We start from the raw sequence: 15,729 nt of genomic DNA, 5'->3' as shown, positions 1-15,729 counted from the left end.
ACCATGCGCGCGGTACCCGACGAACGCGGCTTCCTGATGGTCGAAGCGCTGGTCGCACTGGCGATCGCCGCGCTGATGGCGGCGCTCATGTTCGATTCGGTCTGGCAAATGGGCCGCACGTCCGTTGCAGCGGCCGAGCAGCGCCAGGCCCTCTTGCTGGCGCGCTCGGTGCTGGCTGCGGCCAGCCTGCCGGGAACCGCCTCGCCGATTGCCCCGCGCGGGGCGGACAGCGGCCTTGCCTGGCAGATCTCCAGCGAATCCTATTCCGGCGATGCTGCGGACGGCGTCCCGCTTGAGACGGTCAGCGTCGCGGTAAGCGATGCCGCCACCGGCCGCGTGCTGGCGCGGCTCACGACGCTGAAGGCGCAGCAATGACCGCCGCGCTCCATCCGCGAAACGGCGCCCGCACCCGTGACGCTGGCTTCACGCTGGCCGAAATGCTCGTGAGCCTTGCGCTTTTTGCAATGATCTCGGCATTGATAGCGGCAGTGGTCGATCTCATCGCCCGGCTCGACACTGCCTCGCGTCGGCGCGGCGAGGCAGTGGCAGAAATCGTCTCGGCGCAGACCCTGATACGCGCACGGCTCGAGCAGATGCGCGCACTGATCGATAGCCGCGGGCTGGGCGACTCGATCAGTTTCGTCGGTGAGCACGGCGAGTTGACCTTCGTCGCCCCCGGCTTTGCGGCGGAGGGGCCGCACGAGGCGCAGGCGATCCGGCTGCGCCGCACCAATCAGGGCCGAATAGTCATCTACAGCGTGCCAGTTCTCTCGGGCAGCGACATCCACTCCCCTTCGGTGGAGGGCTGGCGGGCAGCGCCGCTGCTCGACAAGGTGCAATGGATGGAGCTGGCCTACTTCGGGCCGGACCGCCTGACCGGCCGCGACGTCTGGCAGGACCGATGGGTCGACCGCGCGCAGCCACCCCGTCTGGTGCGGGTCAGGCTCGGCTTTGCCGAAGGCGATCCGCGGTCCTGGCCGGTCCTGCTCGTCCGCCCGCTCAGCGGCGTCCGTCTGAGTTGCCAGGATGGCCGCCGCAGCGCTGATTGCGGAGCCGACAAGTGAACCTCTCCGATCTGCTCAATGCCGACATGACGACGCTCGCGCGCCTCGCGCGCGGAGGCTTCGCCTGGTGGGTGCGCGAGCTTGAGGAGCTCTTGCCGGCCGGGCTCGTCAAGAGCCGCAGCCTTTCCGCGTGGCACCGCTATGAAGGCGGGCAGATCATCGCGGCGAGCCGGCGCGGGGTCGACACATTGGTGATCCCCGAAGCATTGTGCCTCGTGCGCACGCTGACACTGCCGCGCATGGCCGAGAGCGATCTCGCCGCATTGATCACGCTCGATGCCGACCGCATCATGCCGGTGCCAGCGGACAGCATCGTCCTGGGCATCCGCACGCTGGGTCCGGTGGAGCCCGGTCTGGCTGCTGCAGGGGGTGAAGCCGGGGCGGACATGCTGCGCGTGCAGGTCGGCGCTCTGCCCATCGCGCGGGCCCGGGCGATCGCCGAAGCACTGGGCGAGGCCGGGCTGGCGCCGGCGCATGTCGGGCCGCTAGCGGCGGACGGCGAGCGGCTCGATTTCGATCTTGCCCCGGCAATGCGGACAACCGGGCTGCTGCCGCCGCGTCCGGCCGTGGCACGCTTCTGGTGGTCGGTGGTCGCGGTGCTGGTGCTGGTCAATATCGGCACCGCTGTGCTGCGCGACCAGCAGCGCGTGGACCGGCTGCAGGCGCTTGTCGATGCGCAGGCCCCTGCGCTCATGGCGGTGCGGCGCATCGAGGACCGCATCATGGGCAATGCCCGCCAGGTCCAGTCTCTCAACCAGCGGCGCGCGGCGCACCAGCCGCTTCGGATAATGGCGACGGTCGGCGGGGCATTGCCGGACAATGCCTGGATCCAGCGCTTCGAGTGGGACGGCCGGCAGGCTCGGCTTTCCGGCTATGCGGCGCCGGGCGTCAATGTCGTCTCGGCGCTCAAGGCCTCGGGCCTGTTTGCCAGTGTGCGTGCCAGCCGCTCCGAAGCTGTCGCCGAAACCGAGACCGGGCGGCCGTTCGATCTGGTGCTCGTACCCCGCGCGGAGACCGCACCATGAGGCCGCTATCCGCCCGCGAGCGCAAGCTCATTGCCGTGCTGATTCTCGTGCTGGCGGTCTCGCTGGTGCTCGCGATCCTGATCGGTCCCATCGTGGGCGGCTTTTCCGACCGCACTGCGCGGGCCGAGGCGCTGATCCAGACGTTTCATGCGGGCGAGCAGCGCATCGCCTCGCTCGGCGCGCTCCAGGCCGAGGCGGAGCGCCAGTCCGATCAAATGAAGGGCCTGTTCATGGCCGCACCCGATGCCGGCGAGGCGAGCGAGGCCCTGCGCGAGCGGGTCGAGACCGCATTCCAGGAAGCCGGTGCCGACATCAAGGCAAGCGAGGCGGTACCGGCAGAGGATGGTTGGGCCCGTACCGCCATCGACGCGAGGATGAGCCACGTCCAGCTTGCCGGCCTGCTTGCCCGGCTCAATGCTCTTAAACCCGCACTCGCGGTCGAAACCGTTACAGTGATCGCAGACGATGCGCTGACCAATTACAAATCGGACCTGCTCGATGTCAGACTTGAAGCTTCGGCTCCTTTCGTACCGGCCCGATAGGGAAAACGGTGCATGGCTGCCCGCAGGGCTCGCGCTGGTGTTGCTGGCGGGAGCGGCGCTGCAGCTTGCACTGCCGCAGGGCGCGGCGGTGCCGCCGGGCCTCGGCGTGCTGCGCGCGCCGGACCGGCGCCTGCCGGCCGTTGCCGAAGTCGGGGCGCCCGATCTTGCGGAGCGGCCCTCGCTGTTTTCGCCGCTGCGCGTAGTCGGTGCGAAAGTGGCCGAGCTCGATGCCGCCAGTGGCAGTGTCCCGGCGCCCAAGCCGCTCGGCCCGCTGGGCGGCGCCTTCGTACTCGGCTCGGCGCGGCTCGGGCGGGGCAGCAGCGTGCTGCTGCGCGAGGAAAACGGACATGTGCTGCGCCTTGCGCCGGGCGGGCGCTACCGGGGTTGGCAGTTGCTGAGGATCGAGGCCGACGCCGCGCTGTTCCGCAAGGGCGGCAAACCGGAACGGATAGTCTATGGCGCCAGTGCTCCCGCCGGGGGCGCCGCCGATGAAACCAGCGAGAGCGAGAGCGAAAGTGAATAAGCACCAGACGATCCTTCTTGCCGGCCTGTCGGCGCTCGCGCTCGCGGCGACGTCCGCCTGCGCGCCGCAAGGCGCGGTGCAGCCGGTCGAGCGCGCGCTGCCTGTCGCGCAGATCCCGCCCATTCCGCGGCCCGAAGGGGTGACGACGGCGATTCTCGGAGGCACCGCCCCTGCCCCCGCGCTCGGCGGCAAGGACATGGCAGACGGCAAGCGCCAACCGCCTTCGGGCAACATCGAGTTCACCATTCCGAGCGCCGACGTCCGCACGCTCGCCCAGATTGTGCTGCGCGACACACTGCGCATCCCCTACACCGTCAGCGTGGAGGGCGATGTCGACGTCGGCCTGACGACGGCGGGACCGGTAGGCCGCCAGCAGCTGCTCGACCTGTTCGAGGCGGCACTCAAGAAGGCCAATCTGGCGATGGTCTGGGAAGGCACCGGCTACCGCATCATGACGGTGGACGCGGCCAAGGCGCGCGGCACCGAATTCCTGCCCGACCGCGGCTTCGGCAGCGAGACAGTGGTGCTCCAGTTCGCCAATGCCGAAGAACTCAAGAAGCTGCTCGACAGCGTCGTGCCCGGCGCCGTCCAGTCGATCGACACGGGCCGCGGGGCGCTGGTGATTGCAGGCACCGAGGCGCAGCGCAAAAGCGTGCACGAAGTGATCGCCCAGTTCGACGTCAACTGGTTGCGTTCAATGTCTTTCGCGCTGTTCGTGCCTCAGAACATCGACAGCCGCCTGATCGTGCCCGAGCTCGACAAGCTGATCAACGCACCGGACGCGCCGACACGTGGCCTCGTCCGTCTGATCGGGATGGAGCGGCTCAACGGCGTGATCGCGATCAGCGCGCAGAAGCAATATCTGGAAGACGTACGCCGCTGGGTCGAGGTGCTCGATCGCGAGGGTACCAGCAACGAGTCGCGCCTCTACATCTACCGCGTGCAGAACAGCCGCGCGCGCGATCTCGTCAAGACGATCAACAGTAGCTTCGGCATCGGTGGCGGTGTCGGCGGGGCATCCGAAAATCCCGATCCCTTCGCTTCAGATCAGCGTAGCGCCAACGACAGCTCCGGCGCCCAAGGTCAGGGCGCGAACCGCCAGAACGGCAGCCCTGTGCAAGGGCCGGGCTCCGGCGGAGCCGGCCAGAACGGCGGCGGCAACGGCGCGCTCAAGGTCCGCGTCTCGGCGGACGAGATCAACAACGCGGTCGTGGTCTACGGCTCGGCGCACGACTACGCCATCATCGAGGACGCGCTGCGCAAGCTCGACGTGCCGCCGCTTCAGGTGATGATCGAGGCGGCGATCACCGAAGTCGGCCTCAACGACGGGCTGCGCTACGGCGTGCAGTGGAACTTCGCCACCGGCCAGTCGAACTTCGCGCTGACCGAGGGCAGCAGTTCCACGCCGACCCGGGTGTTCCCGGGCTTCTCCTATTTCTATTCGAACAACAACGATATCCGCGCCACGCTGAATGCGCTGGAGGAGCGCACCACGGTCAAGGTCGTCTCCGCACCCAAGCTGATGGTGCTCAACAACCAGACTGCTGCGCTGCAGGTGGGCGATCAGGTGCCGATTCTCTCGCAGCAGGTCAGCACGCCAAGCTCGGTTGGCGGCGGGCTCGCAACCGCAAATTCGGTCGAGTACCGCGACACCGGCGTCATCCTCAAGATCACCCCGCGCGTCAACGCGAGCGGCGCAGTCCTGCTCGATGTCTCGCAAGAAGTGAGCGATGTGCAGGTGACCAAGACCGGCGTGTCGAACTCGCCCACGATTTCCACCCGCCGCGTCGCCACGACCGTCTCGGTGCAGGACGGGCAGGTGATCGCGCTGGGCGGCCTGTTCCGCGACAACAAGAGCTTCGGCAAGAACGGTCTGCCGATCCTCTCGCGCATTCCGGTGCTCGGCGGGCTGCTGTTCGGCAACAACAACAATACCCAGAAGCGCACCGAGCTGATCATCCTGATCAAGCCGCATGTGCTGCGCACGCCCGACGACCTCACCGCGATCACCGAGGAAATGCGCGCCAAAATCCAGTCGATCGAGCCGTTCAAGACCAAGGGCAAGATCCCCTGATGAAGCGCCGCCTGCCGCCCCGGCGCGAGCGCGGATATGCGATGGTGGCCGTTGTCGCCGGCATCGGTGTGATGGCGGCGATCGCGGCGGGCGCGGCTTCATTCACCGCCATGCGGCTTGATACGCTGGAGGCCGAGACGACGCAGGCGCGCCTTGCCGCTGCGGCCGACGCCGGGATCGAGATCGCGCTCGCCAATCTGACCCGGCAGAGCCTCGGCAGGCGCTGGTCGATTGACGGGCGCACTTATGAGGCGAGCTTCAACGCCGTGCCGGTGGCGATCCGCATCGAGGATGAGGCGGGTAAGATCATGATCAACCGCATCGACGGGGAGAATATCGGCTGGCTGATGACCGCGCTGGGTCTTCCGCCATCGCAGATCGAGTCACTGCGCGATGCGTTCGACGACTGGATCGACGAGGATGAGGAGGCGCGCGCGAACGGCGCCGAGACCGATTACTACCTTCCGCGCGGCTATGCCGCGCATAATGCACCGCCCGTATCCGTCGAGGAACTGGGGGATATCCGCGGCTTCACCCCGGCGCTTGTCGAGCGCATCGCGCGAATCGCCACGGTCGAGATCAAAGGCGGGGCATTTGACAAGCGCTATGCCGATCCGCTGGCAATCCAGATCATGAACGACGGCGATCCCGATTCGCCGGAAGTGATCCAGCGCAAGCGCGAGGTCGCGGGCCAGCGGCCGGCCCTTGCGATCAACGAACCCGACGACTGGCGCGGGCGTGTGGTCACGATCATCGCGGTGGCTCAGGGGGCTGGCGGCGCCCAGGCACGGCGGCGGGTGGTCGTCGAACTGACGGGCAAACCGCGCAGCCCCTATGTGCTGCGCTGGGGCGTCTGAGGTTCAGCGACCGACGGCAAGGCCCCACGGTGCGAAGGGCCGGGGCGCCTCGGCCGGGCGCGCAGGCTCGGCCTTGGGCAGCAGTGGTGCCGGGCCGGGCCCCTCGCCCACCCCGCGGTACCGGGCATAGGCGCGGGCGACCACCGTATGATCGGGCTCGTCCCAAACCGGGACCTGGCCCGGCGCTGCGGCACCTTCGGCGCTGCCCCCGGTAAGTGGGCGATAGAACACATGCGCGCCGATTCGCCCGATCCGATCAAGCGATGCGGCCCAGGCGGGCTGCACATATGTCGCATGGTAGTTGAGCGCACCTGCGACCCGGCGCGGCGCCGCACCGCCTATTGTCGCCTGCGCCACCGCGCGCGCGGCCACAATCGTGCGGTCGTCAAGGCGCCGTTGCAGCGCCCCGTCGCACACGAAAGTGAACTGGCAGCCGGTGCCGCGGCGCCAGCCCTGCCAGACGACACCGCAGACGCTTTTGGGGAAAGCGGGATGAGCGAGGCGGTTGAGCACGACTTCGGCCACGGCCTCCTGCCCGGCGCGCGGCTGGTTGCCCGCCTCATAGGCCACTGCAAGGGTCAGGCAGCGCAGCGCATCTTCGCGCGCGGGATCGGACGCCGCACTCGCCCCGGTGCCCGAGTCGTGAAGCGGACTGACCAGCGCAGTCTGGCCGTGCGCGGCGACCGGCACCAGGGCGCAAATGATCATGGCCGCCGCCTGAGACCAGCGCCGGATCATGTTCGGTACCGGGAACGAAGTGCACGACACGGACCGCGATCTACCGGGCTTGTGCGACAGTTTCCAGTCATGGCAGAGTCATGATGGACGGCGGCGGCCTCGCGCGCGACCGAAGCACACCGGTGGGGACCGGCTATCGTCACGCCAGAGTCACGGTTCTTTCTTAGCAGCGATGCGACTCATTGGGATTGAAGGTCTTGAGCACGTTTTGCGTTAACCTGCCGGCCCGCACCGCGCGCCGCACTACTTGGTCCGCGGGGCTGGTTGCGATGGCATGCCTTGCCATGGCCGCGCCCGCACCTGCCCAGCCCTCCCCTTCCCAGCAGTCTGCTCGCCTGCCTGCGCGCCTTGTCACCTGCCTGCTTGGCCACGCCACGAACTTCAATCCGGAAAAGCCGCAGAAGCTGGGTGACATCACTTTTGACACCCATCACCGCCTCACCCTGTTCCTGCCCGGCATCAGCGCGCGCACGACACCGCCGCCAGATGCGATCGAGCCTGCCGAAACGGTCAATCCGGACACGCGCCTGATTGAGGACCCTGACGGGCTCTCGAGCGATGCACCGGGGCCCTTTGATCGGGTGGTCGATGTCTGGCCCGAGCGGGTCGAACTCGCCAAGACCACCGAGACCGGCGCCTACAAGGCCTTCCTCGTCAGCAACTATGATGCGACGCGCGGCACCGCCCGGATGTTCATTGGCACGGCCACCGATCTCGTGACCTACGATCTCAAGCGGATTTACATGGGGGATTGCATCGTCACGCTAAATCCACCGGCGCCGCCTAAAGCGCCGTGAGTTCTCTAGCCTGACGCGCGGGGGGCGCGGTTGGGCGGCAGGCTGTGTTACGGATGCCGGTCATTCGACACACGTCTGTAATCTTAGTGTCCAAATCGGAAGGTAATAGGCGCAAGCCCTCAGGGAATTCGCCTGATCCTCCATCACAAGCGAACCTTAATGAAACTTATGGAAAAATCGCGGCATGCCAAGCCTTAGCCTGTTGCTTGCCCGCCCGAGGGCCCTCGCCTCCATCCTGCCGACCGGCCGCGTCGGCGAAGGTGCAATGCGCATCACACTTGTCGCGGCACTTCTTGCCCCGCTTGGCGGCTGCGGCATCCCTTACGGCAGCGGCAGCCGCGTCTCGCTGTCGGAGGCACCGCCGTCGGCACAAAGCACGCCCAGCGAAGGGATCATGAAGTCACTGATGTGCATGCGAGACAGCCATGTGCTGAACCGCATCCGCTTCGGCATCGCGGTTCATTCGGATGGGACTGGCAAATCGTCCTACGGCTATGAAGGCGCGACCGGCTCGTTCCTGCCACAGGGCACCGCCGCGATCTGGGCCTCCGAAGCGGTGATTCGCGCGGGCGGGCTGTCGATGAACTATTACGAGCTCAACACCGAGCGCGCGCTGCGCCAGTTTGGCGGCACCAACCTCGATCAGGCGCTGGCCACCCAGCAGCAGTCCCGCGTGCCAAACTTCATTATCTCGACCGCGTTCACCGCGCTCGATTTCATCGGTGGCCCTTCGGCCGACATCCGCGCGGGTGGTATCGGCCCCTATTACAACGTCCGCGGCGCCAGCCTCGAGGTTTCGGCCGAAATGTACCGACCGGGCGACCGCATGACGATGGCGATCAGCTCGCTCAACCGCCAGGTGTTCTATCGTGACGCCGGGGTTGGCGTGGGGCGGCTGTTCGGCAAGGGCAAGGGCGAGCTCGTGACCGGTACGATCGGCTTCACCGATCAGCAGCGTCTGCAGGAAGCGACTCGGGACGTGATCGCGCTGGCCGTGGCCGATGTGCTCGCCAGCATGCCGATTGTGCCCGAAGATTGCCGTCAGATGGTTGAAAATCTCAAAGCGGCACACAAGACGCAAGCCTCTGAGGATCGTCCTCAGGAAAAGCCCGCAGGCAAGCACCGCGCGCATCGCGACGAGGCACCGGCCCAACCGCCAGCGCCCCGGAATCCGCCGCCGCAGCCCGCTCCGGCCGCCTCGGCAACCGGTACAGGCAAGGGTCAGCGCGCTCCACATTGAGCCTTCGCGCTCGCCAAAAAAGCACGGCCGGAAGGTTTGGTTACAGATTGGTGAAGGAAAAAAAGCCGCCCATTCTTCAAACCGTCACCAATGTTTCAACCAAGGCGGCCAATGCGCTCGTGCTAGTACCTACGGGGCTAGATACGGGGTATAAACGAAAGAAATAGGGGTACAAACGTGACCAAGATCCACAAGACGAAGCTCGCGCTGCTTGGCGCGACCGCCTTCTTCGCCGCAAGTTCGGCGCACGCCCAGGTCGCCGACACCTGGGGCATCTCGGGCGAAGTGATCGTCAGCGCGGTCAACACCGCCACCGACACCCAGCTTGATCCGATCGCCGGCGGTGGCACCGCCACGACCGGTGTCGATGCCGCGGAAATCACCGGTGGTTTCAAAAACACCATTTCGGGTTCGGCGGTCGGTGCCTCGGCCTCGCAGTCGTTCACTTCGCTGAACAACTCGGGCGTCGGCGGTACGGCCTCGCTCGAAATCGGCGGCGGCGTGACCGTTGCGGCCGGTAACGGTTCCAATGTGCTCAACAACTCCGACATCGCGACCTCCGTAACTGTCGGCGGCAGCGCCAACTCGATATCGCTTGCCGCTGTCGGTTCGTCCGCCTCGGTTTCGGGCACTACGACGCTGACCGACGTCGGCGGCGCCGCGGTCGGCAGCGACGAAACCTTCTCGTACACCGCGACCGGCGACGTTTCGGTCTCGTCGGGTGCGGCTGACGGCAGCGTCGATCTCGACCAGGGCACCACGATCGGTGGTAACTCGGGCACGGTCACGCTGACCCTCGCCACGGGTATCGCCGCCCCGGCCGTTACCGGCGACGGCAACTCGATCAGCGTTGCTGGCGTGGGCTCGTCGGCTTCGGCTTCGTTCTCCGCCACCGTAAGCGGTGACGCCACGGTCCTTGACTCGTTCGCACTTGCGCTGCCCCAGGGCGCGTCGGTCAGCGCGGCCAACGACGACGGTGCCGACGTGTCGGTCAACCTGAACGCTGGCGTGACCGGTGGCGGCATTACCGGTACCGGTGGCAACAGCAACTCGATCAGCGCTGCGGCCGTAGGTTCGTCAGCTTCGTTCTCGACCTCGGCGACCGCCTTCGGTGGCGCGACCATCAGCGAGTTCAACGCTGACGTAGGCGAACTGCAGGTCGACTCGACTAACGGCGCTAACAACGTGTCCCTCGCCAACGCTGCTGGCGCTGACGCCACGGGCTTCGACTCGGCCGTCATCAGCGGCGGCGGCAACGGCAACTCGATCAGCTTGACTGCGGTCGGTTCGTCGGGTTCGGTCTCGGCTTCCAACACTGTCGTGAGCGGCGGCCTTGGCGCTGAGACGGGTGCGGTGAACTTCGCCGCGATCACCGTCAACAGCACCAACGGCGGTTCGGTGACCAACACCGCCAGCCTGACAACTGCGGCCGGCATTTCGGACACCGGTTCGCGCAATTCGATCAGCATTGCGGGCGTCGGTGCTTCGGCCTCGCAGTCGATCTCGACGACCGACTATTCGGGCGCCGGTGTGACCGGTGTGGCCACTACGGTCGACGGCACGATCACGCTTGCCGCGCTGAACACCGGCACCGTTACGGTTGCCGGTGGCCTCGCGGTCCCGACGATCGCCGATGGCTTCAGCAACTCGATCTCGGCCGCCGCGGTTGGCGCTTCGGCGTCGCAGTCGGTTGCCCGCACGCTCGTCGGCGCGCCCTGAGCGCGTCCTGTCCTGCCCATCCGGGCAGGGCCAGCGTACGAATTCGGGAAGGAGGGGCCTTGCGCCCCTCCTTTTCCCGTTTCGGAGACTACTTGTTCAGGTTAGGCTAAGAATTGTCCTCAAAGGGTTTGGCAATGGCTGACAGGGTTTCGATCAAGTGCTGGCCGATTCGCGCATTCGCCAATGCTGCGGGCATTGGCCTGCTCGCTCTGGCCTCTGCCGCGCCCGCTGCCGCCCAGATCGTGTCGCATAACGGCGATTCCGACCTCAGCGCTATCAACTCCGGCGACATCTCGCTGCACGGGAATGTGACCAACCCCACTGTTTCCGGCGGCACCGACAATTCTGCCGGCAACCTGTCGGCGCAGGGCGCAAGCTCCAGCTACAGCATCAACGATGCCAACCTTGACGCGAAGGGCGAGCCCGTCGGCAACTATACCGCCAGCGTCACGGGCGTGCGCCTCAGCGGCACCAATTCCGGCTCGGTCAACGTCCGCGCCACGATCTCCGGCGGCTCGTTCGCCGGGAGCAACAACAGCCAGAGCGTCTCGGCCACGGGACTCTCGAACGTCATCTCGATCAAGACCACGTCTGCGAAGTGATCACCCGCGCAACAGGAAGGAACCGCCGCATGTCACCCACCAGGACCGTGTCCGCCATCGCCGCGCTTGCCCTTGTGCTGAGCACCGGCGCCGCTCCCGCCTTTGCCGGCCCGGCTACCAGCGCATGGGGCACCATGGGTTCGAACGGCAGCTCGACGCAGGCGATCAATTCCGCATTGCTCCACAAGACCGAAGGCGAGAATGCTCAGGTCCAGACGATCGGCAAGGATGTGACCTCGATGTACCGGTCCGTGACGTCCTGCGGCTATTGCGTATACAATCAGATCAATGGCGACTCGAACTCGATCAACGGCAACACCATCTCCGGCAGCAATTCCGGCAACAACACCGCGACCGGCTCGTTCAGGAACTGATCCGGTCGACCGGACCGCGATGAAGCCGGGCGTCGGCCTGCTGGGCTTCGCTCTGGCGGTGGCGCTTGGCGCCGGCAGCGGCGCGGCGGCGTTCGCGCAGAGCGCCGTCACCTCGCCCGCGCTCAGCACGGCCGTGGAGCCGCGCGATCCGGCTGACCCGCCGCTCCCAATACTCTACGACGACCTGATGCGCGACGACGAGCCGCCCTCGAAGCCTTCCGCCGCCACCGGCCCCACCAGCGCCGCCGCCCCACCGGACGCGGTGACCGTTCCAGACCTGCCGCCGCCCGCCACCGCCCCGCTGGTCACACCCTCCCCTGTAGCTGCGGCACTTCCCGCCGGTTCGGGCGTGCTCGACAGCGCGACGGTGCAGCGGATTGTCGACCGGTTGGTGGCGATGCACTTCCTCTATGCTGCCGCCGATGCGCAGGACAGCGAAGTGATGGCCCAGGCGATCCGCGACTTTCAGGAGAGCGCGGGCATTTCACCCACCGGCACGCTCGATCGCGATACCATCGGGCGCCTCACCACGCCGTGATGCGCCAGGTTCAGGCTTCTGCCCCGTCAGGCCGCGTTTCGGAGCGGACGCGGGCCTGCTGGTCGCCCAGCGCATAGCCGACCGAGCGGACCGTGCGGATCACGTCGGGCCGGGTATCCATGTTGAGCCGGCGGCGCAGGCGGGTGATGCGGACATCGACGGCGCGGATCTCGATCTGGCTCTCGCGGCCCCAGACCGCATTGCGGATCTGTTCGCGGGTGCGGACCTTGCCGGCGTTTTCCATCAGGTAGCGCAGGATCTTGAACTCGATCAGGCTGAGCCGCACCTCGATCCCGTCGCGCTTCACCGTGCCGTTGTCGATGTCCATCTCGACCCCGGCGATGCGGATCACCCGGCCGCCGATGGCGGGCGAGGTCCGGCGCAGGATGGCGCGGATGCGGGCGAGCAGTTCGGGCAGCGAGAACGGCTTGACGACGATATCATCGGCCCCGGCATCGTAGGCGGCGAGGCGTTCGCGCTCGTCGCGCGGCGCGGAGACGACGATGATCGGGAGATAGCCGACACCATCGCTGCGGCGCACCGCGCGGCAGAGTTCGACACCGCCCTCACCCGGCTCGGTCCAGTTCAGCAGCACGAGATCGAGATCCTGCCCGGCAACCTGACGCGCGACCTCAGCAGGATCACCCGCCTCGACCACGATGAAGCCCTCCATCTCGAGATTGAACTTCATCATCCGGAGTATGGTCTGGTTCGCTTCGTAGAGCAGGATGGATGCCTTGCGTGACATCACGAGTGCCGGGCCTTCCTCTCCAACGGTGGGAACCATATCCCGCAGGGGCTGCAGATCGTTCATCTGGGGTTCAGGCCTAGGCACCGTTTGTTGCAGCACGGTGACCCATTGATGACATCGCCAAGACGAAGCCCCGGCAACCTTTGCCCCGCCGCCCGAACCAATTCAGGACGGCGGCCCACGGCGCGTTGACAGGGCCCGCCGCCGCACCATACCCTTCGCGGACACGAGCAAGGGACGGGATGATCATGGCCACCTACACCAGCAATTTCCTGATCGGCGAAGAAGATACCAACGTATTCGACACCAGCCTGCTCTCCGCGCTGCTCCGCAGTGCACCCAATGGCGCCGAGCTCCAGGGCGGCACGCAGATGTCCTACATCTTCGGCCCGGTCGACAGCTTCAGCTTCACCGCATCCGGCGGCTTCACCGCGCCGTGGACGGGCACGATCACCGGCATCGTCTCGGTCGCCGAAGAGAACACCGTCTCCACCGCATCGGGCTTCAGCGCGAGCGGCACCGCCGTGCGCGATGCCATCGCGGCGGGCGATACCGCCGCGCTCAACGCGCTGTTCTGGAGCGGCAACGACCGCATCACCGGCAGCGCCAGCGACGACACGCTGCGCGGCTTTGACGGGCGCGACGCGCTGACGGGCGGCGGCGGCAGCGACACGCTGATGGGCGACGGCGGCAATGACCGGCTTTCCGGCGGCGGCGACAACGACAACCTTTTCGGCGGCGCGGGCAACGACCGCCTGTTCGGCGGCGCTGGCAGCGACGTGATCGTGGGCGGCGCAGGCCGCGACCTGATCGGTGGCGGCGCGGGCAGCGACACGATGAGCGGCGGCGCGGGCGCAGACACGTTCGAGTTCCGCAGCCTCGGCCAGCTCAAGGGCGACGACATCGATCGCATCACCGACTTCAGCCACAGCGAGGGCGACAAGATCGACGTGCACTTCATCGACGCGGACAAGGGCACGCCCGGCGACCAGGCCTACACCTATGTCGACAACACGCTGGGCACGATCGACTTCCCCCCGGCGGCGGGCAGCCTGGTCGTCGGCACGGGCTCGTTTCCGAACACATACTCCGTCTCGCTCTATTTCGACGGCGCCGGCCACGCGCTGACCTTCATCGTGACTTCGCTGGAAGGCCCGCCGACCGCGGCCGACTTCATCCTCTGAAACGAGCGCCGGCCGCCGGGCCGGTTGACACGGTTGACACAGTCCATGGCGGGTCTTGCCGCCTTGGTTTCCGGAGGGGCTTCGCTGGAAGGCGGAGCCCCTGCCGTTTCGGCCGGCCCACCATCCGGCCGCGCATGGTCGCCCTCGTCTTCCGGGAGCGGATCGGCTTTTACCCCTCCACCACCTGCTGCGCAGGCGGTCCCCCTCCCCATTTGTGCTTCGCAAAAATGGGGAGGTTCGTGGTCTTCGTTTTGGGCGAAGAGCGTGTCGAGGTGGGTGCGGCGCGCTTCGGCGGCTTCGGTCCAGGCGGCGGCGGCGGCGGTTCCGGCTTCGTGCTGGGATTGCACGAGGGTGCGGGACCAGAGGTCCGGATCGGCGAGGTCTTCGGGATCGAATGCGGCGAGCTGTTCGGGCGGCAGATCGGCGAGGTCGGCCGGGAAGGCATAACTGGCCCCGTCGCGCGCGGTCTGGATCGCCTCCTCGCGCGTGGGGTGGCGCGGGTGCCACTGCGGCGGGGCATCGCGGTCGTGGTCGGGCGGGAGGAAGCCGGGTTCGGCGGTGATCAGTTCGTGGAGGTAATCGTCGAAGCGCGCGGCGATGCCATGGGGGGCGCCTTCGGCTTCGTGGTGGCGATCGAGCCGGGCGAGGTGCGCGAGGAGCAGGCGCGTATCGAAGCGCACGCGGCTGCCCACCACCTCGCCCCGGTAGAAGACCATTTCGCGTGACCCGTTGAGCGCGCGGTCGGCCAGCACTTCCTCCGCCGCATCGCGCGCGAGGAGCAGCGCGGCATCCCAGCCCTTGGCAAAGGCCGCATCGCGCCGCTTGTGGACATAGGCCGACTGCGGCGAGACGCCGACTTCCTCGCAGGCGGCGCGGACATTGCCGCTCTGCGCAAGGAAATGGAGAAAGCGCACCCGCCGCTGCGCCGTGAAAGCCGGCGCCGCCATGAAAAGCCCCTCCCGCCTGCGGGAGGGGTTGGGGTGGGCCCGATCCCCAGACGCCGCGCCTGCCTCCTGCCCACCCCAGACCCCTCCCGCAGGCGGGAGGGGAGAATAAGGGCGCTCCTCATTGGGGAGGCCGATATCGCGCTCCATGGGGATCCACCCCCGGCCGAAACTGCTGGTGTTGTGCTGAGGCATGGCCATGCGACTCCCGGCTGGAACAAAAGGGGATCGCTGTGGCATGGGTGGGGGTGTGTAGGAAAGCAATAATCCCTAGATGTCCTCAAAACTTAAAATACCCAATTAATTCTAAATATTTTTAGAAATACACTTCAGTGAAATGTTATATATTTATCTATTTTCCTGAAATCGCCTCATTTCATTTACAAACTTTTTCGGTCTCCATCCTTCATTGATTCCATCGAGAAAGAATTGATCAAACGCTGAAAGCCCAAGACTTGCCATTGTTCCAATGCCCCCCATTCCACAAACATCTACAACAACTCCAGCCCCATTGAATATTGCATATCTGCCAATTTTCCCAAATTTTTTGTTAGATGAAATTTCCTCTATAATACTTTTATTAAACTCCTTAAGTAAATCTGCGTCTTCTCTCAAATTTCCAGCCCATTCTCTAAATTTTTCTGTTCTATCAATCAATTTTATACATTCTCGCAGGGTTACATCTCCTGAATTAAACATGTCAGCTGACGTGACCCCCTGATTTCCATCCAGGAATGATTAGAGTCCGGCCTATGGA

The 15,729-nt window shown here is 66.2% G+C and carries 18 protein-coding genes; 14 read left to right on the top strand and 4 right to left on the bottom strand.

Annotated elements, in window-relative coordinates; all coding sequences use genetic code 11:
- Positions 1-3 precede the first annotated feature (3 nt).
- Genes WCL10_RS15710 through WCL10_RS15680 form a run of 7 tightly spaced genes read left to right on the top strand, consistent with a single transcriptional unit; the run spans position 4 to position 6,085 of the window.
- Positions 4-375, top strand: coding sequence for a prepilin-type N-terminal cleavage/methylation domain-containing protein (locus WCL10_RS15710; RefSeq protein ID WP_336896613.1), 372 nt, complete (start codon positions 4-6; stop codon positions 373-375).
- Positions 372-1,064 (top strand): prepilin-type N-terminal cleavage/methylation domain-containing protein, encoded by a 693-nt coding sequence (locus tag WCL10_RS15705; RefSeq protein ID WP_336896612.1) that lies wholly within the window; start codon positions 372-374, stop codon positions 1,062-1,064. The genes WCL10_RS15710 and WCL10_RS15705 overlap by 4 nt, the downstream gene beginning before the upstream one ends.
- Positions 1,061-2,089 carry a PilN domain-containing protein gene (locus tag WCL10_RS15700; RefSeq protein ID WP_336896611.1) on the top strand — a complete coding sequence of 343 codons (1,029 nt, stop codon included), beginning with the start codon at positions 1,061-1,063 and terminating at the stop codon, positions 2,087-2,089. The genes WCL10_RS15705 and WCL10_RS15700 overlap by 4 nt, the downstream gene beginning before the upstream one ends.
- Entirely contained in the window at positions 2,086-2,631 is a 546-nt protein-coding gene (gene gspM / locus WCL10_RS15695; protein WP_336896610.1) for a type II secretion system protein GspM, read from the top strand. The genes WCL10_RS15700 and gspM overlap by 4 nt, the downstream gene beginning before the upstream one ends.
- Positions 2,588-3,154: a hypothetical protein gene (locus WCL10_RS15690; protein WP_336896609.1), complete on the top strand. Its 567-nt coding sequence runs from the start codon at positions 2,588-2,590 to the stop codon at positions 3,152-3,154. Before gspM ends, WCL10_RS15690 begins: the two co-directional genes overlap by 44 nt.
- On the top strand, positions 3,147-5,228 hold the full coding sequence (gene gspD / locus WCL10_RS15685; RefSeq protein WP_336896608.1) for a type II secretion system secretin GspD: 2,082 nt from the start codon (positions 3,147-3,149) through the stop codon (positions 5,226-5,228). Before WCL10_RS15690 ends, gspD begins: the two co-directional genes overlap by 8 nt.
- Positions 5,228-6,085 (top strand): hypothetical protein, encoded by an 858-nt coding sequence (locus WCL10_RS15680; protein WP_336896607.1) that lies wholly within the window; start codon positions 5,228-5,230, stop codon positions 6,083-6,085. Before gspD ends, WCL10_RS15680 begins: the two co-directional genes overlap by 1 nt.
- A gap of 3 nt (positions 6,086-6,088) precedes the next feature.
- Here the strand turns inward: WCL10_RS15680 and WCL10_RS15675 are convergent, their stop codons facing one another.
- Positions 6,089-6,793: a cell wall hydrolase gene (locus WCL10_RS15675; RefSeq protein WP_336896606.1), complete on the bottom strand. Its 705-nt coding sequence runs from the start codon at positions 6,791-6,793 to the stop codon at positions 6,089-6,091.
- Positions 6,794-7,107: 314 nt separating this feature from the next.
- Between WCL10_RS15675 and WCL10_RS15670 the strand changes: the two genes are divergently transcribed.
- The 6 genes from WCL10_RS15670 to WCL10_RS15645 all read left to right on the top strand — a co-directional run bounded on the left by WCL10_RS15670 (position 7,108) and on the right by WCL10_RS15645 (position 12,093).
- Positions 7,108-7,620 carry a hypothetical protein gene (locus tag WCL10_RS15670; RefSeq protein WP_336896605.1) on the top strand — a complete coding sequence of 171 codons (513 nt, stop codon included), beginning with the start codon at positions 7,108-7,110 and terminating at the stop codon, positions 7,618-7,620.
- A gap of 184 nt (positions 7,621-7,804) precedes the next feature.
- Positions 7,805-8,860, top strand: coding sequence for a hypothetical protein (locus WCL10_RS15665; protein WP_336896604.1), 1,056 nt, complete (start codon positions 7,805-7,807; stop codon positions 8,858-8,860).
- A 177-nt stretch (positions 8,861-9,037) separates the two neighbouring features.
- On the top strand, positions 9,038-10,579 hold the full coding sequence (locus WCL10_RS15660) for a hypothetical protein (protein ID WP_336896603.1): 1,542 nt from the start codon (positions 9,038-9,040) through the stop codon (positions 10,577-10,579).
- A 134-nt stretch (positions 10,580-10,713) separates the two neighbouring features.
- Positions 10,714-11,181, top strand: coding sequence for a hypothetical protein (locus WCL10_RS15655; protein WP_336896602.1), 468 nt, complete (start codon positions 10,714-10,716; stop codon positions 11,179-11,181).
- Between the two features lie 29 nt (positions 11,182-11,210).
- On the top strand, positions 11,211-11,555 hold the full coding sequence (locus tag WCL10_RS15650; RefSeq protein ID WP_336896601.1) for a hypothetical protein: 345 nt from the start codon (positions 11,211-11,213) through the stop codon (positions 11,553-11,555).
- A 19-nt stretch (positions 11,556-11,574) separates the two neighbouring features.
- Positions 11,575-12,093, top strand: a complete 519-nt coding sequence (locus tag WCL10_RS15645) for a peptidoglycan-binding protein (protein ID WP_336896600.1) — start codon at positions 11,575-11,577, stop codon at positions 12,091-12,093.
- Positions 12,094-12,103: 10 nt separating this feature from the next.
- Here the strand turns inward: WCL10_RS15645 and WCL10_RS15640 are convergent, their stop codons facing one another.
- Positions 12,104-12,880 carry a winged helix-turn-helix domain-containing protein gene (locus WCL10_RS15640; protein ID WP_336896599.1) on the bottom strand — a complete coding sequence of 259 codons (777 nt, stop codon included), beginning with the start codon at positions 12,878-12,880 and terminating at the stop codon, positions 12,104-12,106.
- Positions 12,881-13,092: 212 nt separating this feature from the next.
- Between WCL10_RS15640 and WCL10_RS15635 the strand changes: the two genes are divergently transcribed.
- Positions 13,093-14,028: a hypothetical protein gene (locus WCL10_RS15635; protein ID WP_336896598.1), complete on the top strand. Its 936-nt coding sequence runs from the start codon at positions 13,093-13,095 to the stop codon at positions 14,026-14,028.
- Here the strand turns inward: WCL10_RS15635 and WCL10_RS15630 are convergent.
- A complete protein-coding gene (locus WCL10_RS15630) occupies positions 13,944-14,975 on the bottom strand; it encodes a hypothetical protein (RefSeq protein WP_336896597.1) in 1,032 nt (343 codons plus the stop codon). The two genes, WCL10_RS15635 and WCL10_RS15630, sit on opposite strands and share 85 nt — an antisense overlap.
- Positions 14,976-15,320: 345 nt before the next feature.
- Entirely contained in the window at positions 15,321-15,671 is a 351-nt protein-coding gene (locus tag WCL10_RS15625) for a hypothetical protein (protein ID WP_336896596.1), read from the bottom strand.
- Positions 15,672-15,729 lie beyond the last annotated feature (58 nt).

It is taken from the genome of Novosphingobium sp., assembly GCF_037133355.1.
In the GTDB taxonomy this organism is placed as follows: domain Bacteria; phylum Pseudomonadota; class Alphaproteobacteria; order Sphingomonadales; family Sphingomonadaceae; genus Novosphingobium.
The sequence above is the reverse complement of the archived record's forward strand: the minus strand, read 5'-3'. Positions and strand labels throughout refer to the sequence as shown.